The sequence below is a fragment of the Pantoea sp. Cy-640 genome, from assembly GCF_011752635.1.
Lineage (GTDB): Bacteria > Pseudomonadota > Gammaproteobacteria > Enterobacterales > Enterobacteriaceae > Pantoea > Pantoea dispersa.
Genome location: NZ_VWXB01000002.1, coordinates 364,204 through 389,288 on the forward strand (window position 1 = coordinate 364,204; position 25,085 = coordinate 389,288).

The 25,085-nt window shown below is 53.2% G+C and carries 25 protein-coding genes and 1 pseudogene; 12 read left to right on the forward strand and 14 right to left on the reverse strand.

Annotated elements, in window-relative coordinates:
• Positions 1–43: 43 nt before the first annotated feature.
• From F3J36_RS07165 to F3J36_RS07180, 4 genes are read left to right on the forward strand one after another with little or no spacing between them, the layout of a single operon-like run.
• A complete protein-coding gene (locus tag F3J36_RS07165) occupies positions 44–781 on the forward strand; it encodes an amino acid ABC transporter permease (RefSeq protein WP_166719317.1) in 738 nt (245 codons plus the stop codon).
• Positions 778–1,422, forward strand: a complete 645-nt coding sequence (locus F3J36_RS07170) for an amino acid ABC transporter permease (protein ID WP_021508751.1) — start codon at positions 778–780, stop codon at positions 1,420–1,422. The genes F3J36_RS07165 and F3J36_RS07170 overlap by 4 nt, the downstream gene beginning before the upstream one ends.
• Entirely contained in the window at positions 1,419–2,156 is a 738-nt protein-coding gene (locus F3J36_RS07175; RefSeq protein ID WP_021508752.1) for an amino acid ABC transporter ATP-binding protein, read from the forward strand. The genes F3J36_RS07170 and F3J36_RS07175 overlap by 4 nt, the downstream gene beginning before the upstream one ends.
• An 11-nt stretch (positions 2,157–2,167) precedes the next feature.
• A complete protein-coding gene (locus F3J36_RS07180) occupies positions 2,168–3,439 on the forward strand; it encodes an alanine racemase (protein WP_166719318.1) in 1,272 nt (423 codons plus the stop codon).
• 125 nt (positions 3,440–3,564) lie between these two features.
• Here the strand turns inward: F3J36_RS07180 and F3J36_RS07185 are convergent, their stop codons facing one another.
• The 3 genes from F3J36_RS07185 to F3J36_RS07195 form a co-directional block, all read right to left on the reverse strand.
• Positions 3,565–4,266, reverse strand: a complete 702-nt coding sequence (locus F3J36_RS07185) for an aspartate/glutamate racemase family protein (RefSeq protein WP_166719319.1) — start codon at positions 4,264–4,266, stop codon at positions 3,565–3,567.
• Positions 4,267–4,416: 150 nt separating this feature from the next.
• The gene (locus tag F3J36_RS07190) at positions 4,417–4,638 is read right to left on the reverse strand and encodes a YdgH/BhsA/McbA-like domain containing protein (RefSeq protein ID WP_010615756.1); all 222 of its coding nucleotides are present in this window, start codon (positions 4,636–4,638) and stop codon (positions 4,417–4,419) included.
• A 106-nt stretch (positions 4,639–4,744) separates the two neighbouring features.
• Entirely contained in the window at positions 4,745–6,799 is a 2,055-nt protein-coding gene (locus F3J36_RS07195; RefSeq protein WP_166719320.1) for an FUSC family protein, read from the reverse strand.
• 242 nt (positions 6,800–7,041) lie between these two features.
• Here F3J36_RS07195 and F3J36_RS07200 point away from each other — a divergent pair, with 242 nt between their 5' ends.
• Positions 7,042–7,989 carry a sulfonate ABC transporter substrate-binding protein gene (locus F3J36_RS07200; RefSeq protein WP_166719321.1) on the forward strand — a complete coding sequence of 316 codons (948 nt, stop codon included), beginning with the start codon at positions 7,042–7,044 and terminating at the stop codon, positions 7,987–7,989.
• 173 nt (positions 7,990–8,162) lie between these two features.
• On the opposite strand, the gene F3J36_RS07205 is transcribed toward F3J36_RS07200, so the two are convergent.
• The 8 genes from F3J36_RS07205 to F3J36_RS07240 form a co-directional block, all read right to left on the reverse strand.
• Entirely contained in the window at positions 8,163–8,873 is a 711-nt protein-coding gene (locus F3J36_RS07205) for a helix-turn-helix transcriptional regulator (protein ID WP_166719322.1), read from the reverse strand.
• The gene (locus F3J36_RS07210) at positions 8,870–9,262 is read right to left on the reverse strand and encodes an amino acid-binding protein (protein ID WP_166719323.1); all 393 of its coding nucleotides are present in this window, start codon (positions 9,260–9,262) and stop codon (positions 8,870–8,872) included. The genes F3J36_RS07205 and F3J36_RS07210 overlap by 4 nt, the downstream gene beginning before the upstream one ends.
• The gene (locus tag F3J36_RS07215) at positions 9,255–9,578 is read right to left on the reverse strand and encodes an antibiotic biosynthesis monooxygenase (RefSeq protein ID WP_166719324.1); all 324 of its coding nucleotides are present in this window, start codon (positions 9,576–9,578) and stop codon (positions 9,255–9,257) included. Before F3J36_RS07215 ends, F3J36_RS07210 begins: the two co-directional genes overlap by 8 nt.
• A 126-nt stretch (positions 9,579–9,704) precedes the next feature.
• The gene (locus F3J36_RS07220; protein WP_166719325.1) at positions 9,705–10,850 is read right to left on the reverse strand and encodes an ABC transporter ATP-binding protein; all 1,146 of its coding nucleotides are present in this window, start codon (positions 10,848–10,850) and stop codon (positions 9,705–9,707) included.
• A 24-nt stretch (positions 10,851–10,874) separates the two neighbouring features.
• Positions 10,875–11,702 carry a carbohydrate ABC transporter permease gene (locus F3J36_RS07225; protein ID WP_166719326.1) on the reverse strand — a complete coding sequence of 276 codons (828 nt, stop codon included), beginning with the start codon at positions 11,700–11,702 and terminating at the stop codon, positions 10,875–10,877.
• Positions 11,695–12,555, reverse strand: a complete 861-nt coding sequence (locus F3J36_RS07230) for a carbohydrate ABC transporter permease (protein ID WP_058775541.1) — start codon at positions 12,553–12,555, stop codon at positions 11,695–11,697. The genes F3J36_RS07225 and F3J36_RS07230 overlap by 8 nt, the downstream gene beginning before the upstream one ends.
• Positions 12,556–12,623: 68 nt before the next feature.
• Positions 12,624–13,892 carry a sugar ABC transporter substrate-binding protein gene (locus F3J36_RS07235; protein WP_166719327.1) on the reverse strand — a complete coding sequence of 423 codons (1,269 nt, stop codon included), beginning with the start codon at positions 13,890–13,892 and terminating at the stop codon, positions 12,624–12,626.
• Between the two features lie 29 nt (positions 13,893–13,921).
• On the reverse strand, positions 13,922–14,935 hold the full coding sequence (locus F3J36_RS07240; protein WP_058770457.1) for a Gfo/Idh/MocA family protein: 1,014 nt from the start codon (positions 14,933–14,935) through the stop codon (positions 13,922–13,924).
• 330 nt (positions 14,936–15,265) lie between these two features.
• Between F3J36_RS07240 and F3J36_RS07245 the strand changes: the two genes are divergently transcribed.
• Complete coding sequence (locus F3J36_RS07245) at positions 15,266–15,964, forward strand: N-acetylmannosamine-6-phosphate 2-epimerase (protein WP_058770456.1); 699 nt, start codon at positions 15,266–15,268, stop codon at positions 15,962–15,964.
• Complete coding sequence (locus F3J36_RS07250) at positions 15,961–16,830, forward strand: N-acetylmannosamine kinase (protein ID WP_166719328.1); 870 nt, start codon at positions 15,961–15,963, stop codon at positions 16,828–16,830. The genes F3J36_RS07245 and F3J36_RS07250 overlap by 4 nt, the downstream gene beginning before the upstream one ends.
• Before the next feature lie 11 nt (positions 16,831–16,841).
• Here the strand turns inward: F3J36_RS07250 and F3J36_RS07255 are convergent, their stop codons facing one another.
• On the reverse strand, positions 16,842–17,609 hold the full coding sequence (locus F3J36_RS07255; protein WP_058775537.1) for a GntR family transcriptional regulator: 768 nt from the start codon (positions 17,607–17,609) through the stop codon (positions 16,842–16,844).
• An 864-nt stretch (positions 17,610–18,473) separates the two neighbouring features.
• Here F3J36_RS07255 and F3J36_RS07260 point away from each other — a divergent pair.
• The 5 genes and pseudogenes from F3J36_RS07260 to F3J36_RS07280 all read left to right on the forward strand — a co-directional run bounded on the left by F3J36_RS07260 (position 18,474) and on the right by F3J36_RS07280 (position 23,160).
• Positions 18,474–18,827 carry a hypothetical protein gene (locus tag F3J36_RS07260; RefSeq protein WP_166719329.1) on the forward strand — a complete coding sequence of 118 codons (354 nt, stop codon included), beginning with the start codon at positions 18,474–18,476 and terminating at the stop codon, positions 18,825–18,827.
• A 48-nt stretch (positions 18,828–18,875) separates the two neighbouring features.
• A complete protein-coding gene (locus F3J36_RS07265; RefSeq protein ID WP_058781980.1) occupies positions 18,876–19,103 on the forward strand; it encodes a hypothetical protein in 228 nt (75 codons plus the stop codon).
• Positions 19,100–19,744 carry a CPBP family intramembrane glutamic endopeptidase gene (locus F3J36_RS07270; RefSeq protein ID WP_166719330.1) on the forward strand — a complete coding sequence of 215 codons (645 nt, stop codon included), beginning with the start codon at positions 19,100–19,102 and terminating at the stop codon, positions 19,742–19,744. Before F3J36_RS07265 ends, F3J36_RS07270 begins: the two co-directional genes overlap by 4 nt.
• 49 nt (positions 19,745–19,793) lie before the next feature.
• Positions 19,794–21,068, forward strand: a complete 1,275-nt coding sequence (locus F3J36_RS07275) for an HlyD family secretion protein (protein ID WP_166719489.1) — start codon at positions 19,794–19,796, stop codon at positions 21,066–21,068.
• Positions 21,061–23,160, forward strand: a pseudogene (locus F3J36_RS07280) (peptidase domain-containing ABC transporter). Before F3J36_RS07275 ends, F3J36_RS07280 begins: the two are co-directional and overlap by 8 nt.
• Positions 23,161–23,274: 114 nt before the next feature.
• Here the strand turns inward: F3J36_RS07280 and F3J36_RS07285 are convergent.
• On the reverse strand, positions 23,275–23,661 hold the full coding sequence (locus F3J36_RS07285) for a VOC family protein (RefSeq protein ID WP_166719331.1): 387 nt from the start codon (positions 23,659–23,661) through the stop codon (positions 23,275–23,277).
• Positions 23,662–23,826: 165 nt separating this feature from the next.
• Entirely contained in the window at positions 23,827–25,077 is a 1,251-nt protein-coding gene (locus F3J36_RS07290) for an MFS transporter (RefSeq protein WP_166719332.1), read from the reverse strand.
• Positions 25,078–25,085 lie beyond the last annotated feature (8 nt).

The following is a 25,085-nucleotide window of genomic DNA, read 5'->3' on the forward strand; positions in this document are numbered from 1 at the left end:
ACGGCGCAGTCGCACAGGCTGCGCCGCCTGAAGGAGTCATACCATGAGTTATCAATGGCTAACCCTGTGGCGTTACGCCGACACCTTTCTGGAGGCCGCGTGGCTCACGCTGCAGGTTACCCTGCTGGCGTTCGCGCTGGCGGTGGCGCTCGGTCTGCTGGCCGCACTGGCGAAATCTTCACCGCTGGCGCCGCTGCGCTGGATCAGCCACTGTTATGTTGAATTCATCCGCAATACATCGGTGCTGCTGCAAATCTTTATCATCTTTTTTGGCCTGCCGTCGCTCGGTATCACCATGAGCGCCTTTACCGCCGGGGTGCTGGCACTGGGGATTAACGTTGGTGCCTATTTGTCGGAAACCTTCCGCGCTGGTATTCAGTCCGTGGCGAAGGGCCAGCTGGAAGCGGCGTATATCCTCGGCATTCCGCGCCACCAGATTTTCCTCAGCGTGGTGCTGCCGCAGGCGGCTCGCGCCGTCTGGCCGGCGATCATTAATAACCTGATTCAGCTGCTGCTCGGTACGTCGCTGCTCTCGGCGATCGCTTTGCCAGAGCTGACCGGCACCGCCACGGTGATCAACGCGCGCACCCTGCTTTATATCCAGACTTTCAGCGTCGTTGCCCTGGTGTATCTGGTGCTAAGCAACCTGTTTTCATGGCTTGGCACCGTGGCCGGACGCCGGCTGTTCCACCCGCCGCTGGTGACGCCGGTAAAAAAGTCCGGCTGGCGGTGGGCAAAAAAATGGCTGATTAATCCAGTGAAACGGGAGAATGCGCTATGAGCGAACTTATCATCAGCTCGCTGCCAATCCTGCTGAAAGGACTGGTCATCACCTTACTGCTGTCCATCGCCGCTATCGCCGGCAGCACCCTGCTCGGTTTACTCGCCGCGGTGCTTCGCACCAGCCGTCTGCCGATCGCCAGAGAGATTGCCGTGCTGTACACCGAGCTGTTCCGCGGCACGCCGGTGCTGATCACCCTGATGTTCATTTACTTCGGCGTGGCCTACTTTGGCTATGAAATCAATTTGTTCGCCGCCGGCATTCTGGGCCTGAGCATTTATCAGGGCGCTTACATTGCTGAAGTGTTCCGGGCCGGCATTGAAGCCGTGCCGAAAGGGCAGTGGGAAGTGTCGTGGATCCTCGGATTATCAAAACGCCAGACGTTTCTCAGCGTAGTGCTGCCACAAACGCGCGGCATCGTGCTGCCGCCGCTGGTAGGTCAGTATCTTTCACTGATCAAAGATACGTCGATTGTCAGCATGATCGGCATGTCGGAGCTGATGCACCAGGGGCAGGCGATTGTTGATCGCATTGGCCAGCCGGTGGTGGTTTACGGCCTGGTCGCCCTGCTCTACTTCGCTGTCTGCTTTCCGCTTTCCCGTTGGGTTCAACATCATCAAACCAGGAGCCAGTTATCATGAGCAAATCCGCCATTACGCTGAGCCGTATTACCAAATCCTTTGGCGCAACCCAGGTACTGAAAGAGATCAGCCTGGACGTGTCGCCGGGCGAAGTGCTGGTGCTGATTGGCGCCTCCGGCTCGGGAAAAAGTACCGTGCTGCGCATTATGAGTGGTCTGGAAACCGCCGACGGCGGTGAAATCTGGGTCAATGAAGTACCGCTGCATGACCGTAAACGCAGCAGTGAAATTTGCGGCCACGTCGGCATGGTGTTTCAGCAGTTCAACCTGTTTCCGCATAAAACCGCACTCGGCAACGTGACGCTGGCGCTGATCAAAGCGCAGAAGCTGTCCGAAGCGGAAGCGAACAAACGCGGCATGGCGGCGCTGACGCGCGTTGGCCTGGCGGAGCGCGCGCATCACTATCCGGCTCAGCTGTCCGGCGGCCAGCAACAGCGTGTGGCGATTGCCCGCGCGCTGGCGGTCGAGCCGAAAATCATGTTCTTCGATGAAGCCACCTCCGCGCTCGATCCCGAGCTGGTCGGTGAAGTGATGGAAGTGATGCGCAGTCTGGCCCGTGAAGGCATGACCATGGTGGTGGTGACGCATGAGATGGGCTTTGCGCGTAAAACCGCCGATCGCGTGGTGTTTATGGACCAGGGGGTGATCGCCGAACAGGGTTCGCCGGAGCAAATTTTTGTTAATCCGCAGAATCCGCGCACCCAGCAGTTTTTGTCGCGCGTGCTTGAACACTAACAGGAGGCAGGATGTCGATTCACTTCCCTTTGCAGGTCGACGGCGCGCTGGATGCGCTGCAGCCTGCGCCGCGATTTAAATCAGTGGCCGGAACGGGCAATCAGCCGCTGGCTAACGGTACGCCGGTGTTTAACAGCCCTGACGTTTTCTCACCGCTGATGCTGATGAAACAATCGGCGCTGGAGAATAACCTGCGGCAACTGGCGGCGTTCTGCCAGGAAAACGGCGTGATGCTGGCTGCGCACGGCAAAACCTCGATGTCGCCGGCGATTCTGCGCCGTGCCGTCAGTGAAGGCGGCGCCTGGGGCCTGAGCGCAGCGACGCCGGCCCAGGTGCGCGCGCTGCGCCAGTTTGGCATCCGCAACGTGTTTCTCGCCAATGAACTGGTCGATCCCGCCGGGATCCGCTGGATTGGCCAGTGGCAACAGCAGCATCCCGACCACGGCTTTCTCTGTTATGTGGATTCGCTGCAGGGCGTAAAACTGCTTGAGCAGCATCTCGGCGGCGCGCAGATCGCCGCACTGCTGGAGATGTCGGTCAGCGGCGGCCGCACCGGCTGTCGCTCGCCGCAGGCTGCACTGGAAATCGCCCAGGCAATCCATGACAGTCGCTCGCTGCAGCTGGTGGGGGTGGCCGGTTATGAAGGTGCGCTGGGTGCCGGACGCGATGCCGCAGGCGTACAGCGCGTGAAAGATTACTGCGAGATGATGATCGCGACCGCCGCGCTGCTCGCTGAACACCAGCTGTTTGCCAGCAGGGAGATTATTCTCAGCGCCGGCGGTGGCGCGTGGTTTGATGTGGTCGCGGCCTGCTTCAGCGCGTCACAGTTGCCGCTGCCGGTCACGCCGCTGATTCGATCCGGTGCGTACATGGCACACGACAGCGGCTTGTATGCACGCATTGCCCCCTTTGCGCAGCCGGGAGCAACGCACCATTTCAGCGCCGCACTGGAGATCTGGGGCCGCGTGTTATCGCGTCCGGAGCCGGGGCTGGCCTTTGTCGATTTCGGCCGGCGCGATGTGCCGTTCGATCAGGATCTGCCCAATCCGCTGTGGATTCGTCAGGTGGACGGCAGCGCACCGCGCGCGGCCACGCATTTGCGCATCACCGACGTCAACGATCAGCACGCTTATTTGCAGTTACCGGCGGACGATCCGCTGCAACCGGGCGACTGGATTGGCTGCGGCATTTCCCATCCCTGTACCGCATTTGATAAGTGGCGCTATTTACCGTTGGTGGATGATGACTATTGCGTCACCGATTCACTGGAAACAGCGTTCTGACGCTTTTTCAGCCACAAAAAAGGCTGCCAGTGCTGGCAGCCAGTTCTGGCACATCCCTGTGCGACCATGCGGGTCGGCGTTGTGCCTTCAATGAACACATAATAACACAGCTTATAATTAGCAGGCTAGTTATTTGTTGCCAGCGCCAGCTTCACCGCGTCCTGCGCATGGATTAGTGTGGTATCGAACAGCGGCACCGCCGCATCCTCCGCTTTAACCAGCAGCGTGATTTCGGTACAGCCAAGGATAATGGCTTCAGCCCCTTGTGCCACCAGCTGAGCGATGATGTCACGGAACTGCGCGCGTGACTCATCACGAATCACGCCGAGGCACAGCTCCTGATAAATAATGTCGTGCACCGTTTTACGTCCGGTAGCGTCCGGTACCAGCACCTCGATGTCATATTGCTGCTCAAGGCGGCCTTTATAGAATTCCTGCTCCATGGTGAACGCGGTCGCCAGCAGACCGACGCGTTTCACGCCGGCCTGACGAATGCGTTGTGCCGTGGCGTCAGCGATATGCAGCAGCGGAATGCGGGTGGCCGTGGTGATCTGATAGGCGACTTTGTGCATGGTGTTGGTGCACAGCACAATGAAATCCGCCCCGCCCTTCTCCAGGCTACGGGCGGCTTCGGCCAGGATTTCACCGGCCTGCTGCCATTCACCGGCGACCTGCAATTTCTCAATCTGCTGAAAATCGACGCTGTACATCAGGCTGCGCGCCGAGTGCAGTCCGCCCAGCTGTTGCTTTACCTGTTCATTGATGATGCGGTAATAAAGCGCGGTGGATTCCCAGCTCATGCCGCCAATCAGGCCAATCATTTTCATCAGTTACCGTTCCCCACGGAAATTAGCTCGTCTGGCACTGTACGGTATTCAATGAAGGCATGAAAGCGTCGCGGCGCTGAACCGCATCGCAGGCACAAAAAAGCCCGGGATAACCCGGGCTAAGCACGTTAACGGAGAAAGGGATTGTTATTATTTGTACAGCTCAGCAGTCATGTCCACGCCGTTGTCTGCGCGGGCACTGGTGATTTTGTAGCTGTCTGCACCACTCGCTTTAGCCTGAGCGGCAACCTGGGCTTCAGCACTATCCAGGGTGCTGCCGTGGACGGAGATGCTTTCAGCGGCGAAGCTACCGAAAGAGATCATAGAAAGAGCAGCAACAGCAGCGATGGTCAGAGTTTTTACGTTTTTCATGGTCATATTCCTTCAATGTTTGGGTCAGAGCTGAATGCTCTGCATGGGAGTTATAGTAACCATTGTTATTATTACCGGCCTAACAAAAAGTGCGATCTTAATCACACTATGTGCGGTTTTGCTCTGCCAGCGGCTGCGGCCAGCGCGCGCCAGGAAAGAGCGACAGACGGATATTGAACAGATGAAACAGCGGCGCAAACAGCGCATTTTCCTGCTGCGCCGCCGCCTCCAGCCGTAGCAGCAACACATCAAGCTCATGCAGCAGCGCCGGCGATGGCGTGCTGTCCAGCGTTTTCAGCCGCTGCTTAAGAAACTGACTCAGCTCGTGAAACATGGCCGCGCTTTCTATCTGGTTCGCCAGCAGCAGGTGCCGATGACGGGTGTAATAGTCATAGCAGTTAGCACCGAGCCAGGCTTCCGCAATCAGGTTACCGCCCGCCACCAGTGCCGGTGCCGGATCGACACGTTTACGCGGCAAAATCACGTTTACTCTGTCCAGCGTGCGTGCGACAAATTGCTGCCGCGCCGTCAGCGTGGCGGTGTTCATGCGCAGCGCGGTAATAAACTGCAGCAGATCGCGAATGCCTTTGCGCAGCGCACGCGTGGCCGTCCACGCCGGGCGTTTGTTGCGAATCAGCAGCGTCAGCACCAGCGCAACAGCAATGCCCACCAGCGTCGAGATCATGGCATTCACTATAAGCTGCAAATCGGGTTTGAAATTGTGGCTCATGCCGATCAAACCGGGGATCTGCGTGGCGACGATGAGACCGATCAGGTTGGTAGACGGATTGGCGATCACCAGCCCTAAAGCAAACAATCCCGGCGCGAGGCAAATCACCAGCGCTTCAAACGTCACCGCCTGCGGGATCAGCAGCGTGACGTAAATCAGGCTGATCGCCATGGAGATCAGTACGCCCTTCAGAAACAGCTTCATCGGCGCGATGGGGCTATCCAGCCCGGCGAAGAACGAACACAGCACCGCCGCCATCATCGGCGCGGTTGAACCATCACGCCAGCCGCTGCCGATCCAGAACAGGCAGCTGGCAAAGGTGGCGATGAAGGCAGTAAAGCACGACAGCAACAGCAGACCTTTATCGACATGTTTGTGCGCGCGTGACGCCTTGCCCGGTTTCACCGCTGGCGTCCAGTCACTGACGCGCTCGCTGACGCTGTGGTAAGCATCGGCAATACGGACAAAATTGAGTAACCGTTCCAGCAGGCCGATGAGCAAAATGCTCTCTTCACTGTTAAGCCGCCCTGCGCGCCAGGCCTGCTGCAGCTGCTCCTGAGCGCCGGTGAGGCGATCGCGCACCGGCTGTTGCGCGTCGCCGTTCAGCCATTGTAAAAATTGCTGAAAGGCCGTCGCGACATAATCGGGAAAGCGGATCTGCTGCTGTGCCAGCAGATTCAGACGCGATTCAATGGCGGTGAGCGTCGGGATCAGGTACGACAAATGCTGATACTGCACGCTGACCAGCCGCACCAGCCGCCGCGCGGCATCCCCTTCATAGACGCAGTGGGTGATCAGCGTTTCAACGTTAAGCGGATAGTTGGCCATCTGCACCAGAATATCCTCGCGCTCCAGCGATTTTGCCGCGGGCATCGCCGTCATCAGCTCGCTACACAATTTACGCGCGTTTTGATACCACAGCCCGACGCTCTGTTCGAGCAGATGGCGCATCGAAACCGGGAAGATCAGCCGATGCACCAGGCTGCTGCAGACAATCGCCACGGTGATTTCCTCAATGCGGGAAATCACCGTATAGGTAATGGCGCCGGGCGAGGTCACATCGGGAAAGCCCATAATGGCGGCGCTGTAGCCTGCCAGCATAAAGACGTAACTTTTTGGCGTGCGGTCGTGCAGCGAGAGATAGAGGCAGACGGCGACCCAGAGTGAAATACACAGGCTGAACAGCATCGGCGACTGGACCGTAGCCGGATAGATCAACAGAGTAAACAGCCCGCCCAGCACGGTGCCAAAAAAGCGAAACACCGATTTAGACACCGTCGAAGCGGAATAAAGCTGCGAGGCAACATACACGGTGGTCAGTGACCAGGCGGGTTTGTCCAGGTTGAGTTCCAGCGCAAGATAAAATGCCAGAAAGGCGGCCAGACAGGTTTTGGCAGAGAATAGTACGGCGCTTCGGGAAAACCACTTCATAGAACAGGAGCAACCTATAGCAGGCAACGTTATCGCTTATCCTGACAGAAGCCTGCGGCGATGACATTTTGATTTGTTATACAAATTATTACCGTGCTAATTATCCGGTTCTCTATGCAACTTGCCCATTACAGTGAATGCTGATGCAGGCTGGAATTAGAGTTATAAGCGATATCAAAAAGTTATTTATTGGTTATATAACAACTTTGCCAGGATGGAGGAAAAACCACGAGAGACGCCCCATGAAAGCACAACGTTTTGCCCTGAGCGCACTGGCACTCAGCTTCGGCCTGCTCGCCACGCACGCCTTCGCCGCCAACCCGGAAACCGTCACCATCGGCTATCAGAAAGCCAACATTTTTGCGCTGCTGAAATATCGCGGCACTCTGGATGAGACCTTCAAAAAAGAGGGTATTGCGGTGCGCTGGGTGGAATTCCCCGCCGGCCCGCAAATGCTGGAGGGGCTGAACGTAGGCAGTATCGATCTGGCCGCCACCGGCGATGCGCCACCCGCCTTTGCGCAGGCGGCAAAAGCCGATCTGATTTATCTCGGACATTCACCCGCCAACCCTAAAACCGAAGCCATTGTGGTGCCGAAAGACTCACCCATTAAAAGCGTGGCCGATCTCAAAGGCAAACGCGTTGGCCTGAACAAGGGTTCAGACGTCAATTATCTGCTGGTGAAAGCGCTGGAAGATGCCGGGCTGAACTATAAAGATGTCACGCCGGTTTACCTGCCGCCGGCCGATGCGCGCGCCGCCTTCCAGAAGGGCGCAATCGATGCCTGGGTGATCTGGGATCCTTACCTGGCTGAGGTCGAAGCCAACGCCGGCGCGCGTGAAGTGCGCAACGCCGAAGGTCTGGTGCCGCACTACACCTTTTATCTTGCCAGCCGCCCGTTTGCCGAAAACCACCCGCAAACGGCTAAGCAGGTGGTTGACGAGTTGAGCAAGCTGAGCGAATGGGCCAATCAGCATCAGGACGAAGCCGCCGCGATTCTGGCGAAATCCACCGGTCTGGATAAATCCATCTGGCAGACCACGCTGCAACGCCTGCCTTATGGCGCGTCACGCATGTCACCGCAGGTGTTTGCGGAACAGCAGGCGCTGGCGGACACCTTCACCCGCGTCGGCCTGCTGCCGGTGAAAGTCGATGTGCGCAGCGCGACCTGGTCGCTGGATAAGAAATAACCTCTTTAAGTTCTGGCGATTTGGCGCCTGACCTGAAGCGGAGTAAGCCTGTTTTCCCCGGCCGGAAGGTAAGTTACCGCGTTCTGAAGGAAAACTTATCGCCCTCCGCTTAACCTTTCACAATGAAGGCATGCCGGCTAACCTGATCACATCGACCGGTACCAGACGTTTATTCAGCTGATTTTCAGCTTAAACAGCCGATTCATTGCCACCCGGCCTGAATCGGTCACGTTGACTTCACGGTATCCCTGTATACGCTTTACCCATTCTTTTTGCAGGAAAAGCGTAAACAGGGCTGAGCCCGCGTCACCGCCGAGGTGCAAACGCCTTTCACTCCAGTCCAGACAGGGGCAACAGGGCTTGCGCCGTGTGCGAGAGTTAAGTAAAACGCCCATGTTCTCAAAATGCATTTTGCCGGCTGATGTCAGTCCCGACCCCTCTGCTTCCAGCCAGTTTTCCCGCAGCATAAAGTCATAAATTTCGACAGCAAGCTCGCCGGCCAGATGGTCATAGCAGGTGCGGGCGTAACGCAGATGAACCGGCGTACTGGAAACGGGGGCCTTAATGGTCCCCATGGAAACCCCCATCAGGTTTTCCAGTAATCCGGCGATAGGGTGACCGGCCAGACTGTAATAGCGATGACGACCCTGCATCAGGCAACTAACCAGACCGTTACTGAGGAGTCGGTTCAGATGCCCGCTGGTTGTCGAGGCTGCTATGCCAGCCACTACGCTAAGTTCGGTCGCTGTCCATGCGCGCCCGTCCATCAGCGCGCACAGAATAGTCACCCTTGACGGGTCTGCCAGCGCAGACGCCACCATTGCCATTGATGTTTCAAGGACATTATCCGGCTCACTTTCGCGCGTTTGGTTAACAAGGTTCATTCAGAAGCTACTGCCCATTTTCGGGTTACTTCGGCTGCCCGGACATCATCATCCGTAATGAGAATGAGCCGGTTACGGTGGTCGCTGTACTGTACCAGAATATTGATGCCGTTCCGGGCAAGCGTGTCAGCGATTTCGCCCAGCTCTCCGGGACGTTCCTGCGCTAATTTTCTGACCAGAGGACGACATACGTTGCCGACTTCAAAACCGGCTTCAGTTAATACCGTGCGCGCTTTATAACCGTCTTCAACCAGGAAGTGTGCATGTCCGCCTTCCGGAGTTGTAAATACGCCACCTCCTTCAAGACCCACACCGTTTTTCCCCAACACACTCCCCAGTAAACCCAGCGAGCCCGGGCTATTTTTGAGAATAACGTGAATGTCATGCATGCGGATTGGTTCCCTTATTAGAAGAGTAATCACGGAATACGCTGGCTACCCGTATTCTGTAAAATAAAAAAATCGACTGCCTGCCTTCTTGCTGCGCGGCCTGATGCATCACATTTCGTTTCCATCCGGCGACAGCATTCTCATCCTCCCACCAGGACAAAGAGAGGATCTTGCCGGGCGTGGTGAGGCTCTGGAAGCGTTCAATGGAAATAAATCCGGGCGTGTCGGATAAAAGAGGCTTCAGCTCAGAAGCAAGTTGAAGATATCGCTCCTGAGCTGCTGGCAGGGCTTCTGCCTCAAAAAGTACTGCAATCATGGTCCGCTCCTTCGTTAATTTTCAGACAGCTTAATGAAGACGAAGCCATGTTGCTTCGGCCGGTACCGAAGTGTCTGTGTCAGCGAAGCCATCGGCATGAATAAGCAATAAACAGCAAGCTGAGGCTTAAGCTGCAGCAAACTGTTTCTGTACGGCCAGGGCTGTGCGGCGGAAGGCCACGCCTTTTTCATCAAACAGATGTGCGTGCTGTGGCGGGATCATCAGCCCAACGTCATCACCCAGGCTCAGCTCCAGCTCTTCCGCATGTTTAACCAGAACAGGATCGAAGCCCTCTACCGCAATGTAAAAGTAGGCGGCTTCCCCCAGATGCTCAATGTGCTGGATTTGCCCTGTAAGATGCGCCTCAGACTTACTGCACAGACGCAGATGCTCAGGACGAATGCCTACTTTCACCTTCTCACCGGACTGCGCCACGGCGGTATTGACCTCAACATCAATGATCTCTCCTGCATGACCCAGCCGGACTTTGCTGCTTTGCGCGCTGCTATTGATCAACTCTGCAGGAAGGAAGTTCATTTTGGGTGAGCCGATAAAGCCGGCGACAAACGCATTGACCGGATGGTGATAGAGTTCAAGCGGATGGCCCACCTGCGCAATTGAACCTTCATTGAGCATGGCCGCGCCACTGTTCAGCAGCACGATCTTATCGGCCAGCGTCATGGCTTCAACCTGATCGTGCGTGACGTAAATCATCGTATTGCCAAGTTTATGGTGCAGCCTGGCGATTTCTACGCGGGTTGCTACACGCAGCGACGCGTCCAGGTTCGACAACGGTTCGTCAAACAGGAACACCTCCGGGTTACGCACAATCGCGCGCCCGATGGCCACGCGCTGACGCTGTCCACCAGAGAGCGCTTTCGGAAGACGCTGAAGTAACGGCTCAAGCTGCAGAATTTTGGCCGCATTCAGCACGCGAGACTCAATCTCCGCCTTTTCGGTTTTAGCGAGCTTTAGGTTAAACGCCATGTTGTCGTAAATGGTCATGTGCGGATAAAGCGCGTAGCTCTGAAACACCATCGCTACACCGCGATCGGCGGGTGCCAGCTTATTGACGACCTTATCGCCGATGCGAATTTCACCGGAGGAGATGGTCTCCAGCCCGGCGATCATGCGCAGCAGCGTAGACTTACCGCAGCCTGATGGCCCGATAAACACGCAAAACTCGCCGTGTTTAATTTCAAGATCGACCTGATTGATAACCTGCGTATCGTGAAAGCGCTTAAACACATTGCTCAGACGTATACCTGACATAATTCAATACTCCTCTCTTCTGAGCTACTTGACGCCGCCCATGGTTAAACCGCGCACCAGATGTTTTTGTACTAGCAGACCGAGCACCAGCATCGGCAGCATCACCAGGGTTCCTGCCGCAGTCAGCGGCCCCCACTCTGTCCCCTGGAAGGTCAGGAATGAGGTGATCGCGACTGGCAGCGTCTGTGTAGAGTCGCCAGAGAGCGTCAGGACAATCTGGAATTCATTCCAGATAAAGAACAGCGTCAATACGCCTGATGCGGCCAGGCCGGTTCTTGCCAGCGGCAGCATGACACTGCGAAACACGCGCCATTCGCTGGCACCATCAACGCGCGCCGCTTCACGAATTTCAGGTGGAATATCTTCAAAGAAAGTAGTGATCATCAGAATGGTAAATGGCACGTTAGCTACGGTGTAAACCAGAATCAACACCAGATAGTTATCCGTCATGCCAAGCTTCGTAATGAGGTAATACACCGGGATGACAAGCATAATGACCGGTGCGTAGCGCAGGCTAATGATGAACTGCTTAGCCTGTCCTTTTCGCTCAATAAAGAACACCAGTCCGTAGGCGAAGAGCGACCCGAATACCAGGCACAGGAACGTTGAGACCAGCGAAATCAGCAGACTGTTACCGAATGCGCGAATGAAATCGCCATTGCTCAGCACCTGTCGATAGTTGTCCAGTATCGGCGTAAACCAGAGCTTTGGTGGCATGGCGAAGGCATCTAAGTACGTTTTAAATGACATTGTCACGAGCCAGTAGATCGGCAGCAGGAAAAACGCCAGTATGACTATTAGCACCAGCCAGAAGCCGGTTCTCCGGCAGATAAACTTCAGTGAATCACTCATCTTTCATTACCTTCTTACTGGCGAATGACAGCACCACGATCACCAGCAGCGTGTTGATGATGGCAATCACCACCGCTGCGCTGATACGAAAATCCTGGAACCCGGTGAGGTAGGCGTACATGTTGGTGGTTTCCGTTGCCAGAGCCGGGCCGCCTCGGGTCATCACATAAATCAGGTCGAAAGATTTGAACGCATCAATCATGCGCAGGAATAGCGCCATAAGAATGATGGGCTTCATCATCGGCAGCTTGATGAAGGCCAGCAGCCGCCAGCTACGTGCACCATCCAGCTCTGCCGCCTCAAGAGGTTCATTTGGTAATGCGTCCAGCCCTGCGGATACCAGCAGGATAATGAAAGGCGTCCACTGCCAGATATCCGCCAGTATCAGCGAGGCCATTGCCGTGCCGGGATTGCCTAACCAGTCAATTGGCGCGATGCCAAACATGCCCGCGATCCAGTTGAACAGCCCGGCATTAGGATCGTAGAAAATACGCCAGATAAGTCCCGCCACGATGGGGGTCACTATCATGGGTAAAAGTAACAGCGCTCGTACCAGCTTGCGGCCAAAAAAATCGCGGCTGATGAACAGCGCAATGGCACTGCCGAGTACCAGCTCTGCCACCGTAGAGCCCGCCACATAGACCAGCGTATGCCACAGAGAGAGCCACATGCGGGGTTCTTTCAGCACCTCAATGAAGTTCGCCAGACCGATGAAATCAAACGGCGGTGGCGACATCAAATCGATGTCATACACGGACAAATAGATGGCGTAACCCAGCGTGTAGAACGAAACCAGCAGCAATACAATCAATAACGGCAGTGTAAACGCCTGCTGCGTGAGTTTTGCTTTCATAGTTTTACCTGGACCTGCGTAAGAAATTCATTTCCCTCAGCACGCCTGAACGCACTGAGGGAGAAAGGTTAACGAGACAACGCTTTATCGTTACGGGTGTTCGCGGCCTTCAGTGCACTTTCAACAGACTGGGTGCCAGCCAGCGCTTCAGACAGGGCAATGCCGGTGATATTAATGATCTGTGTAGCCTGCGGCACGGTAGGCAGATATTTCGCGTTCCCGTTCTTCAGAGCAGCAAGCATGCCGTCCTTGAAAGCGCCATAGCGCTGAGCAAAAGCATCACTGTTAATGGCGCTGAGCGAACTCACACCAGCGTTCGGATTCAGCTCCACCGATTTCATCTGCGTCTGGCTGGCGGTTGCCCAACTGATGAATTTCCAGGCGGCATCCTGATGCTTACTGTCACTGTTGATGAACATACCGTGAACCTGAAGTGCGCCGCTGTTACCCGGATGATCACCCGGCTGTGCAGGAACCGGGGCATAACCGACTTTCCCGACGACTGAAGATTGTTTCGGGTCTTCATTGAAACCACCGTTCACGGTAGAGTCGATGGTCATCGCCGCTTTGCCCTGCTGGAACACCAGACGGTTTTCCTGCCAGCCAAAGTTAGCCGCACCAATCGGGCCGTAATTTTTCAGGATATTCACGAACGCATTTGTAGCTGCAATCGCCTCGGGTGATGAGATGGCAGACTTGCCGTTACTGTCGATCCACTGGCCGCCGTAGCCCCACAGGAAGGCAGCCCACGCAAAGGTGTTCTGAATACCCTGTGCGCCGCGAAGAGTGATACCCGCGACCTGGCCGTTCGTTTTCTCCTTGATGGTTTTAGCGGCTGCGGTCAGCTCATCAAAGGTTTTCGGCACGGCGATACCGTACTGCTCGAACAGGTCTTTGCGATACATCAGGAAGGTACTCTCACCGTATACCGGCAGGCCGTAATAAGCATCTTTATAACGCAGCGTATCTGCATAGCTCGGTACCAGATCCGCTTTGTCATAAAATTTGGTATCACTCTTCATCCACTTATCAACGGATGTGATATAGCCTGCCGAGGCGTAACCTACGGCGTGAACCCAGTCGTCCATAACGATGTCGTAACGTCCGCTGTGCGAGGAGAAGGCCAGCAAGGCTTTAGAGGTAAGATCGTTGTAAGGTACTATTTCTGCCTGAACCTTAATACCGGTCTCTTTTTCGAATTCCGGCAAAAGCGCTTTGATGGAATCACTGGTGCTGTGTCCTTCAAGCAGTACACGAAGGGTTTCCTCTGCGCTGGCGTTACCTGCCAGCAGAAGTGTGCCAATAACACCTGCAATACCCATTTTTTTTATGCTCATCTCATCACCTGGTTTATTCAGTCAGAATGTCAGACCCGGACGATTTCGCCGGTACGGGCGGAGTCCATAATGGCAAGCGTAATGCGCAGCGCCTCGTTAGCTTCTTCACCGGTCGCGACTGTCGTCGTGCCGTTGCGGACATCACCGAGGAACGACATCAGCTCTTCACGCAGGTCGCCTTTGATTTCACCCTGGCTCAGCGGCCAGTGCTGGGTGTCGATATAACGGTTAGCCGTTTCGGACGCGTGATACAGTCCTGACTCACCGCATTCAATTTCAATCAGCCCTTTTGTCGACAAGATCGACATTTTGGCATCGAGCAGCGTGCGTGAACCGGCCGGCAGTGCCCAGGAGCTTTCCAGATTCACGACGGTGCTGTCCGCGAAGCGAATGATGGCGAACACGGAATCTTCGGTACCCAGATGGCCAAGCAACTTGTTGGTGGTCTGCGCATACACGCTCACCGGCTGGGTGTGCTTCAGCAGCCACAGGATCATGTCCACGTCGTGCACCGTAACGTGCAGCGGCAACGGCAGGCTGCCACCGTAACGGGCCGGACCTTCAATCGCCGGGCTGTTACGACGAGCAGTAATGTGGCTGACTTCGCCTGCGCTACCGGTCGCCAGAATTTCCTGAGCACGTGAGTAGCGCGGGTCGAAACGCAGCAGGAAGCCAATACCCAGCTTCACATTGGCATCGCGGGCAGCGCGGATGATGGCTTCGCCGTCTTCCATCGTTGCGGCAATCGGTTTTTCCAGGAAGATGTGCGCACCCACTCGGGCGGCCGCCAGGGCCGGTGCCAGGTGGAAATCATCTTTGGTGCAGATGCTGACGATGTTGGGTTTTTCCTGATCCAGCATCTGGTTAAAATCTTCATAGCAGTTCAGCTTCGGGATCCACTCCTTCAGCGCTTCACTGCGGGACAGGTCCGGGTCGGCCACGCCAACCACATCAACGCCATACATCTGCTGCCAGATGCGGGCATGCATTGCTCCCATGAAACCTGCGCCAATGACGCATACTTTAATAACGCTGTCTGTCATTTCACTTTCCTCAGTACCTAGTTTGAAAACTACATAACGTTCCCGCGGCATATCAGTTGATTCAAATAACACGCCAGAATAAGTCCAGATTAATACCAAAGTAAAAATTAGTTGCATATCAACGCAATCAGCGTTAAATCAATATTTTTGCAACATATTTAACCTGTTATAACGCCTGATCCTGACTGCTGTCCAGCACGATCATGGTGCTTTTGGTCAAAATCAGAGCACCATCACGGTGCGAGAAGTATGTCTTTAAAATACCAATTTACAGATCTGGTATTATTGTGGTTATCTGATGGGTAATTGCAAAACCAACAGGAACGGAAGATGACGCTCGATGTGAATAAACTTAAAAATCAGTTGGTTGTTTCGTGCCAGCCCGTAACTGATGGGCCAATGGATCACGTCGACATCGTGGTCGCGATGGCGCGTAGCGCAGAACTGGCTGGCGCGGGTGCCGTGCGTATCGAAGGTGTGGAGAACGTGAAGCAGGTTTCTAAGTCGCTGGAAATCCCGGTGATTGGTATTGTGAAGCGTGATCTGGATGATTCGCCGGTGCGCATTACACCTTTCCTGCAAGACGTTGTTGATCTGATAGCTGCCGGAGCCAGCATTATTGCAGTGGATGCTACCGATCGTCAGCGCCCGGTTCCCGTTACAGACCTCTATAAGCTTGGCCGTCAGTCAAATGTGTTACTTATGGCCGACTGCTCGTCACTGAAAGATGGCATTGCTGCCGCTGAGATGGGCTTTGATTTTATTGGCACCACCCTCTCAGGTTATACCGATGAAACAGCCGATCAGCCGATGGATCGACCAGACCTTGAACTCATCTCAGCGCTGGCAGCTCGCGGTTATCGTGTGATGGCGGAAGGCCGTACCCGCACGCCGGATCACGCCGCAGCAGCGCTGAAAGCAGGCGCGTTTGCAGTAACGGTCGGATCTGCCATCACCCGCGTCGAGCACATCACTGATTGGTACAAAGCAGCACTGGCTGACGTGATTAAGGGGAGAACAACGGCATGATACTGGCGCTGGACATTGGCGGGACAAAGCTGTCCGCTGCATGGATTGAGGGGCAGGAATGTATTGCTCGCAGGCAGGTACCCATGCAGCATGATGAGGCGGGTTTTCTGGCGGCGTTACGCGAGGTCACCCAATCAGACTATCCAGTTGAGCGCGTGGCTGTTGCCGCAACGGGTTATTTGCGCGAAGGCCGCGTATGGTCGGTTAATCTCAACACCATCCCCTTCTGGAAAGGTTTTGCGCTGGGCGAAGTGCTGGAGAAGCAGTTTAACTGTCCGGTGATCATGCTCAATGATGCGCAGGCTGCGGCATGGGGAGAGTACCTTCCACGCCAGCATAATCGTACAGATCTGCTTTTCATTACCCTTTCTACCGGGGTCGGAGGTGGCCTCATTTGCGACGGGAAACTACGGATTGGTCCGCAGGGGCTGTCCGGACATATCGGGCATGCGACGGTGAGTGTTGCACCGCTGGATCCGGACGCAGGGCGCTGTGGTTGTGGACGCACGGGTTGTCTGGAACATATCGCTTCCGGCACTGCCCTTGCCCGCCAGGCCACGGCACTTTTTGGCCGTCGGATCGACAGCCGCGAACTGTTTTCCCTGGCGGCAGATGAACCACAGGCCAGTGCGATCCTCGATAACGCAGCCACGGCTGTAGCACAGGCCATTGCCGATACGCTCATGGTTGTAGACATCCAGGAGGTGGTGCTGGGTGGAAGCGTAGGTCTGGCAGAAGGCATGATAGCACGGGTTAATAAGGCACTTCAGGACTTCCCGGCACTGTTTAACCTGCCCGTGACGGCAGCACTGGGCGAGGGTAATGCCGGTTTACTGGGCGCTGCTGACTGGGCACAGCGCAATTAGATGGCACTGGTTTACTGGCCCGACGAGATATCTCGCTGTAGCTCAACCAGAAAGTCGTAACTGTCGCCCCGGTACCAGGTATGGGTGTATTCAATCGGTCGGCCATCTTCCAGATAGCAGTGCCGTTCTACGTGTAATGCCGGGCTGTGCGCTGGCATATCCAGCAGATGGCTGTGTTCGCGGTTTAGCGGTTCTGCACGAATACGCTGAAGCGCCCGAGCAGGCATGAACCCATGCAACTGAAACACGGCATACAGGGAATCTTTTAGCTCATTCATATCCGGAATAAACGTCTGTGGCACAACCGCAATTTCAACGGCCATCGGACGATCGTCGACAGTTCGCAGGCGCTTCAGACGCCAAACCAGTGCGCCAGGAGAGAGGTTGAGCGCAATGATTTCCGAAGGCGATGCGTGCGTCAGCTCTTTCTCAAGCCATTGGGCACCTGGTTGATAGCCACGTGAAATCATGTCCTCACTGAAACTGGTCAGCGATGACAGCGGCTTTTCAACTCTGCCAGCGACCGTACTGCGTGCACCGCGTCGCTGAATAATGATCTGCGCATTCGCCAGTTCGCTCAATGCCCGGCGCACCGTCACGCGAGACAGGTTCAGTTGTTCTGACAGCTCGCGTTCGCTTGGAATCGCGTATCCGGCTTTCAAATCACCGCGGGTGATCATGTCGCGAAAACCTTTCTCGAGGCGAAGATACAGCGGGCCGACGGCACGATTTGTATCGTCACAGTAAGTTTTCAGTGTCTCGATGAATTTCGTATCCATGCTCAGCCGTCCCTTTCTCATGAGAGTTCAAAGATACCTGATGTTTACCTGCTGGCATAGGGATGAAACTCCCGTTTTAACAAAACTGGTATCCTCTGGTATGGTTCGCGTTATTTTACCAGGATGCAGCAATGATGAGGGGCCGCGAGAAGATCCCGGCATTCCTCAAGAAAAATGAAAGGTCGAAAAACTACCAGTTTGACCCTGCCGGATTCAGGCCAGACATTTCAGTTGATGATGCGACTGATGACTTAAAACAGCATAGGCAGCGTCGCAGTGGCCGTCTGCTGGCTTGCCGTTGAATACAAGTTCCCCATCGCCGTAAGTTCGCGGATGATTACTTCAACCCGCAGCATGGCACCCACCTTAGCGCTCAGCGATCCGGCGGTAAGCGAGCCTTCCCGTCCTGCCCCCCTATCGCTGCAGCGCCCATATACGGCGAGCGCCATAAATGGTACGAATTGCGCCCTCATTCATAGCCATGCTCTCCCCAAAAAATAGATTTTATCTTCCAGTCACATGTTAAAAAAACACCGAAAATAGGAGAGAATGTATAGCAGTATATATTTCTAAAAATGAGTGATAAATCAAACAACTGCTTAAAATCTAAGAAACCACATGTAAGCAAAAGAAATAATTTCCGTATAAAATCGTGAAATTATGAATTAACAGGAAACCGTTAAACAGAAACGTTATTCAATTACGCCAGATAAAATTACTAAAAAGATAACTTAGCAAAAGCACACCAGTTTTGTCTGGTTTTCATAAAAATAAAAAAGTTGAAAGTAAATTACTCACGGTGTATTTGTTTGTCTGGCAATGTTTTGTTATTAAGCTCACCACAGCCATAAACAGGAGTTATTTATGAAAGTAATCGCAAGAGACCTTTTAGACGAAATATCTGGAGCCGGCGGCTGTAACGATCCCTCCTATAGCTCAGGGCGTAACAACACCAGTAATAACGGTGGCTCGAGTTCAGGATCCAATGGTAATCCCCGATATAATGAATCGGGCGTGGTAAATTGTAATAATGGTATTATTGGCGGAGCTATTTCCGGTGCAGCCGGGGGAATCGGTGGTGTAGCATTGGGCATAGCAGGTGGCGCATTTGCTGGCGGCTGCTTTACAGGAAGCGGTAACGGTGGAAATAACTCTGGTAATAATAGCTCTTCTGGAAGCTGTAACTCAGGTGGAATGGGTGGCTCCTGCAGCCGTTAAAAATATTCACCCGCCGCTTCTTTTGCGGCGGGTATTAAGGAGGATTAATTGAAATTTATCATAAAAAATCTTATTTTATTTTTATCAATAATGACTGGCTTTTTGTTTCTCAGTGGCGCAGGTATCTTCCCAGGATTCAACACCTTTAAACCTCCCGTTGAGTTATCCAGGTTAGTCATCACTATCAGCTCATTAATATCATTTGTGTTGCTAGGCGGTAAGATTATAAAGATTTTATTCAAAGGTGATATAAAAGCACATGGTAACATTAAATGAACAAAAAAGATGGATATTTATTCTTATCTGTTTTTATTGTTATGGTTATTCTTACCGGGGCTCCACTGCTTTTGCCTGAACAGTTAAGAATGATGTCGATCGTGTCTGGTATGTTTTTCCCATTGATGTTCACGGTGGAGATCCTGGTTATTACACCTCTTTATTTTTTGTTTTTGAGAGAAAAAGAAGGTTTTGGGGTGGGAAATTTCAACCTGAAAGATTTCATCCTTTATTCATCCATTATTTTGATTATACAGTTCATTCTCCCAAAACTGTTCTTCGAAGAAGAAACCTATGGCAGTCATTCTGAGACAATCCTGCCTGCAATCACCTTTATTTTTATACAAATATCTTATATTTTAATGGCGCCTGTTTATGAGGAAATTGCAATCAGAGGTGCGCTATTCGGATCACTGACCATTTTTCTCAAAGCAAAATTCCCTGCGGCAATTTTATCCTCTCTGATCTTCGCCGTTTTACATACTCAGTATTCAGGCTACGAGCCATTAATCATTCTTTTTTTTGTTTCATTAACGCTTACAGCAGCGAGAGTTCGGTCAAAGGGATTATTATTGCCAGTCATACTGCATGCGCTGATGAATTGTATCATCATAAATAAAAGCTATATTTTTGGCAGTTAAATGAGAAAGGATTTCTCACCATATAGCATACTTTTATAAGGAGATGACATTGTTTCGCAGGGAGGCGGTTGATTATCAGAGGATGAGATTGCGTGGCCGGACACTGCTGCTTCCCGGAATCCCTTTTTGGGCAGTGGCGAGCCTGTGTTCCTTTTTTATTGCAGCATTTTTGACCTTCATTATCGCCGGAACCTATAGCCGCAGGATCAACGTCTCAGGTGAAATATCGACTTATCCACGCGCTGCAACTCTCTACTCCGGCGTTCAGGGTACAGTTATAAAACGATACGTTCACGAAGGGCAATCAATTGAAGCAGGCTCGCCCGTATACCAAATTGATGTAAGCAAAAGCACGCGTAACGGTGTCATAAGCGAAAATGAACGCAGGGATATTGATAACCAGCTTAACCGATTTTCACAGATAGTCAGCCGCCTGGAAAGCAATAAGAAAGCTACGCTGGACATGTTAGAAAAGCAAAAAGAGCAATACATCTCAGCCTTCCTGCACTCTACGAATATTCTTCATCGCGCACAGGAAGGGCTACGTATCATGAAAGAAAATATGGATAACTATCGCCAGTATCAGAAACTTGGACTCGTAAACAAAGAACAACTCATTAGCCAGGTAGCTCTTTATTACCAGCAACAAAACAGTCTTCTCGGTTTGTCAGTTCAAAATGATAATAATTCTCTTCAGATAACGGCACTGGATAGCCAGATCCATACTCAGGCAGCCGATTTTGACAATCAAATCTATCAGATGGAACTACAGCGCTTTGAACTTCAAAAAGAGCGAACCCGTATTGATGCCGATGACACCATTATCGTGCGGGCACTAGTCGCTGGTCGTATAGATTCGCTGAGCGTTACAGTGGGACAAATGGTTAATCCGGGTGATAGCCTGCTACAGATTACTCCAGAAAAAATAGAATATTACGCTCTGGTGCTTTGGGTTCCTGATAACGCCATTCCTTATATTAATCCCGGTGACCGGGTCAATATTCGTTATGAGGCTTTCCCGGTAGAGAAGTTCGGCCAGTTTGCCGGCACGGTTTCTGTTATCTCAAGAACGCCTGCATCGCTGCAGGAAATGCACAGCTACCGAAGCGCTCCCTCATCCGCTTTAACCACTGTTTCTCCCTATTACAAGGTCATCGTCAGGCCTGAAATGCAGGAAGTCAGGTATGTCGGAAAACGACTGCGCCTGGAAAATGGCATTCAAGCGCAGAGCACAATGTTTCTGGAGAAAAGGAAAATCTATCAATGGATGATCGCCCCCTTCTACGATATGAAGGTCAGTACTTCAGGACCAGTCAATGAATAGAATGACCTTTAAAACTTTGGTCGCGAAGTTGGAAATAAAGTTACGCAACCGACTGCCGATGATCCACCAGACCGAGTCTGCTGAATGTGGCCTTGCCTGCCTGGCAATGATCTGCGGACATTATGGCAAGAATGTGGACCTGATAGCGCTCAGGCAACAGTTTAATCTGTCATCTCGCGGTACTTCGCTATCCGGGCTGACGGATATGGCTGAACAGTTGGGAATGAAAACCCGCCCTCTTTCGCTCGACATCGACGAGATTGGGGCTCTGAAGATGCCGTGCATTTTACACTGGGAATTTAATCATTTTGTAGTGCTGGTCAGCGCCAGGAACAATCGCATGGTGCTACACGATCCGGCGCGCGGACGGCGGACGGTTAGCCTTAAAGAACTTTCGCAGAGTTTTACCGGTGTGGCGCTGGAAGCCTGTCCTGGGAGTAATTTTACAGCCGAAAACGTCCTCAACAAAATTAGCCTCAGATCCCTTATTGGCAGCGTACACGGTTTAAAGCGAGCGCTCGGTAAAATATTTTGTCTGTCGCTGGTGTTTGAAACCATCAATCTGGTAATGCCGATCGGTACACAGCTGGTAATGGACCATGCCATACCGGCAGGAGACAAGAGTTTACTGACGGTAATCTGCGTCGGACTGATTTTTTTCATCCTGCTTAGGGCCGTAGTCGGTATGGTACGCGCCTGGTCAGCACTAATTATGGCAACGCTTATAAACGTGCAGTGGCAATCCAGCCTCTTCAGTCATCTGTTATGTCTGCCGCTCAGCTATTTTGAGCGACGTAAGATGGGTGATATCCAGTCACGGTTTAGCTCACTGGATACGCTGCGCAACACTTTCACCACCAGTATAGTCGGTGCCATCATGGACAGTATCATGGTCATTGGAGTGGTGATTATGATGGTGCTTTATGGTGGAGGGCTGACCTGGATTGTGATGGCATTTACCGTCCTTTATGTATTGCTGCGCCTGCTAACTTATGGACGCTACCGACAGCTATCAGAAGAATCACTTGTCAGAGAAGCTCGTGCCAGTTCTTACTTTATGGAAACGTTATACGGCATTGCCGCTGTAAAAATACAGGGAATGGGACGGCGTCGCGCCGCCCACTGGCTAAACCTTGAAATAGACTCAATTAATACCAGCATTCGCATTACTAAAATGGACATGCTGTTTGGCGGTATCAACACATTGATTATTGCCTGCGATCAAATTACTGTGCTTTGGCTGGGTACGAGTCAGGTTATCGATAACCAAATGACTATCGGAATGTTTGTTGCATTTGGTGCTTTTCGGGGACAATTCTCTGATCGCATCAGTTCACTGACGGAATTTGTATTACAGCTGCGCATGATGAGCCTGCATAATGAACGCATTGCCGATATTGCACTGAATCCGCGAGAAAATCATAAACCTGACCGCTATTACGAAACGGGGTTAAAGCCTTTAGGACTGGAGACCCATGAAATTAGCTATCGTTACGACACTCAGTCACCTTACATATTTCGCAAAATGAATATCTCAATCCTGCCGGGGCAGAGCGTGGCAATCACGGGCTCTTCCGGGGCAGGAAAATCTACGTTACTCAAAATATTATGCGGCCTATTTACCCCCGACAGCGGATGAGTAGAGATAGAGGGTGTTGATATTCAGCAGATTGGAATCAATAACTACCATAAAATGATCGCCTGCGTCATGCAGCATGACAAGCTGTTCAGTGGTTCAATCAGGGAAAATATCTGTAGTTTTGCAGACGAGGCTGATGAAGTCTGGATGAAAGAATGCGCCCGCGCCAGCTACATTCATGAGGTGATTATGCGTATGCCGATGGGTTATGAAACTCTTATAGGCGAGTTGGGTGAAGGGCTTTCTGGCGGACAAAAGCAACGCCTGTTCATTGCGCGAGCACTTTATAAAAAACCATCAATTTTGTTTCTGGATGAGGCGACAAGTGCGTTGGATAATGAGAGTGAAGCGATGGTAAACCGGGCAATCAGAGAGCTCAGCATTACCAGAATCATCGTTGCGCACAGGGAAAGTACGATCGCCTCAGCTGACAGAGTTATTACTCTGGATTGATCGCAGTTGGATATCGTCAACAAAAGGATTCAGGGCGGTTTTCGTCATTTATCATGTCCGCTCAGATTAAAAGCAGACAGATACAACCAGCAACGCCGCACTGGTCGGTCCCCTCTAGCCCCACGCCCTGTTTTGCATCACCACCCGGTACCCGTCGGGATCGACGAAGGTTTTCCCATTCACATCCCAGTAAGGATTAAAAGAATTCGTCCGTTTAAAACCCGCGTCGATCATGGTTTCGCATGCCAGCTTCCACGCTTTTTCATCCGGATAATAGAGGACGAGGAGATCGTCTTCGGTTGGCGAGGGTTGAACGGGATGTCCCGGGCAGCAGGTGAATTCGAGGTGCCAGTCGAGGTCTTTTCGCCCCAGCATCACGCCATTGAAGCCGTCGTGATCGTGGAATTCGGCAATTTTTTGCAGACCCAGTCCCTGACTAAACATCAGAACCGATCGTTCAAGCTGAGAGACGGGTCTGGCAATGCGCATGTGCGTAAACATCTGGCTTGACTCCTGAAAACGTTTTTCTGGGTGTTGTTAACCCGGTAGAGTTTACACATGATCGGGCTGATCATTTGTCGATGAGAGCCTGCGCAACCTGCCCTGCCCGCGTTGTGCACGTCATGCTACTGCACCGCGCCGTTATAACCCGAATGGCAGCAACGGTTATTCAGGTTTCCCGAACGGCGCGCTGCGCAGCGGGCGACAAATCACGGTCATGGCAACGGCGCTGCACAGGGGAAACAACGCCAGCAGCAGCCAGGGATAAATAGCCTGCGTTGAAGGGACAAGCGCATTGTCCAGCAGCGGTCCAAACATTAAATTGCCGGCCAGCACCGCGAAGCCGCCGGCAGTGGCAAGGGCGCCGTAATGTGCACCCAGCGTCGCGGGGTCGGCAAAACGGGGAATCAAATCCTTGGCCGACGGCACCAGCAGCATCTGGCCGAATGTTAAAAACGTCACCAGACACACCGCAGGGATCAATCGCAGCCAGCCGTCAGGCGGGGTTGTCGACGCGAACAGGGCCACGCTGGCAAACGCGGCGGAGAGCAGCAAAAAACCCACCGGTAAAACTTTTACCGTTCCCACGCGTCGTGCAAAGCGCGCCAGCGGCAGCTGAAAAGCGATGATCAACACCGAGGCCAGCATAAAGAGCGGGCCGAGATCTTTCTCGCTGCCGCCTGCTCGCCGAATCTCCACTGGCAACGCCAGATACAGCTGGTTGTAGCTCAAAAGCCACGAGCTATAAGCCACGATGAAAGCAACAAAACGCGGCTGGCGGAAGGTCATCCACCAGGAGACAATTTTCAGCGCCTGTTTGCTGTTACCTGTAGCAGGGAGAAAAAAGTACAGCACCATCAGCGCGATGACAAAGATTGCGGCCCCTGCCAGCGCCACCTGGCGGAAACCGAATCCGGTCAGCAGTGCGCCAGCCACCGGGCCCAGTACGGCACCGAGTTCGCCGCACACCGCAAACAGCGCAAACCACTCCGCGCGGCCGCGCTTTCCTTGCGTCTCGCTTTGCGTTCCCGCTTTGGCCAGCAGCGCTTCAATTGACGGGGAAAACAGCGCACCGCCGATGCCCGTCAGACAGGCACCCAGAATGATCGGCCACAGCGATTGCCCCAGCGCCAGCAACAGATAACCCGTAATCCGGACCAGACAGCCACACAGGATAATGATCTTTGCGCCGTACCGGTCAGAGAGCGCACCGCCCAGCAGAAACATCCCCTGCTGGGAGAACGTGCGTAATCCCAGAATCAGCCCGATAACGCCGCCGGAGAGCAACATATCATCGCGTAAGAATATCGCCAGAAAGGGAACGACCGCGTAAAAGCCAATGTTGAAAACAAACTGGCTGCCCAGCAAAACGCCCGGGCGCAGGGTAGAGACAGGACGCAGCGAAAACGGAAGCATGCTACCTG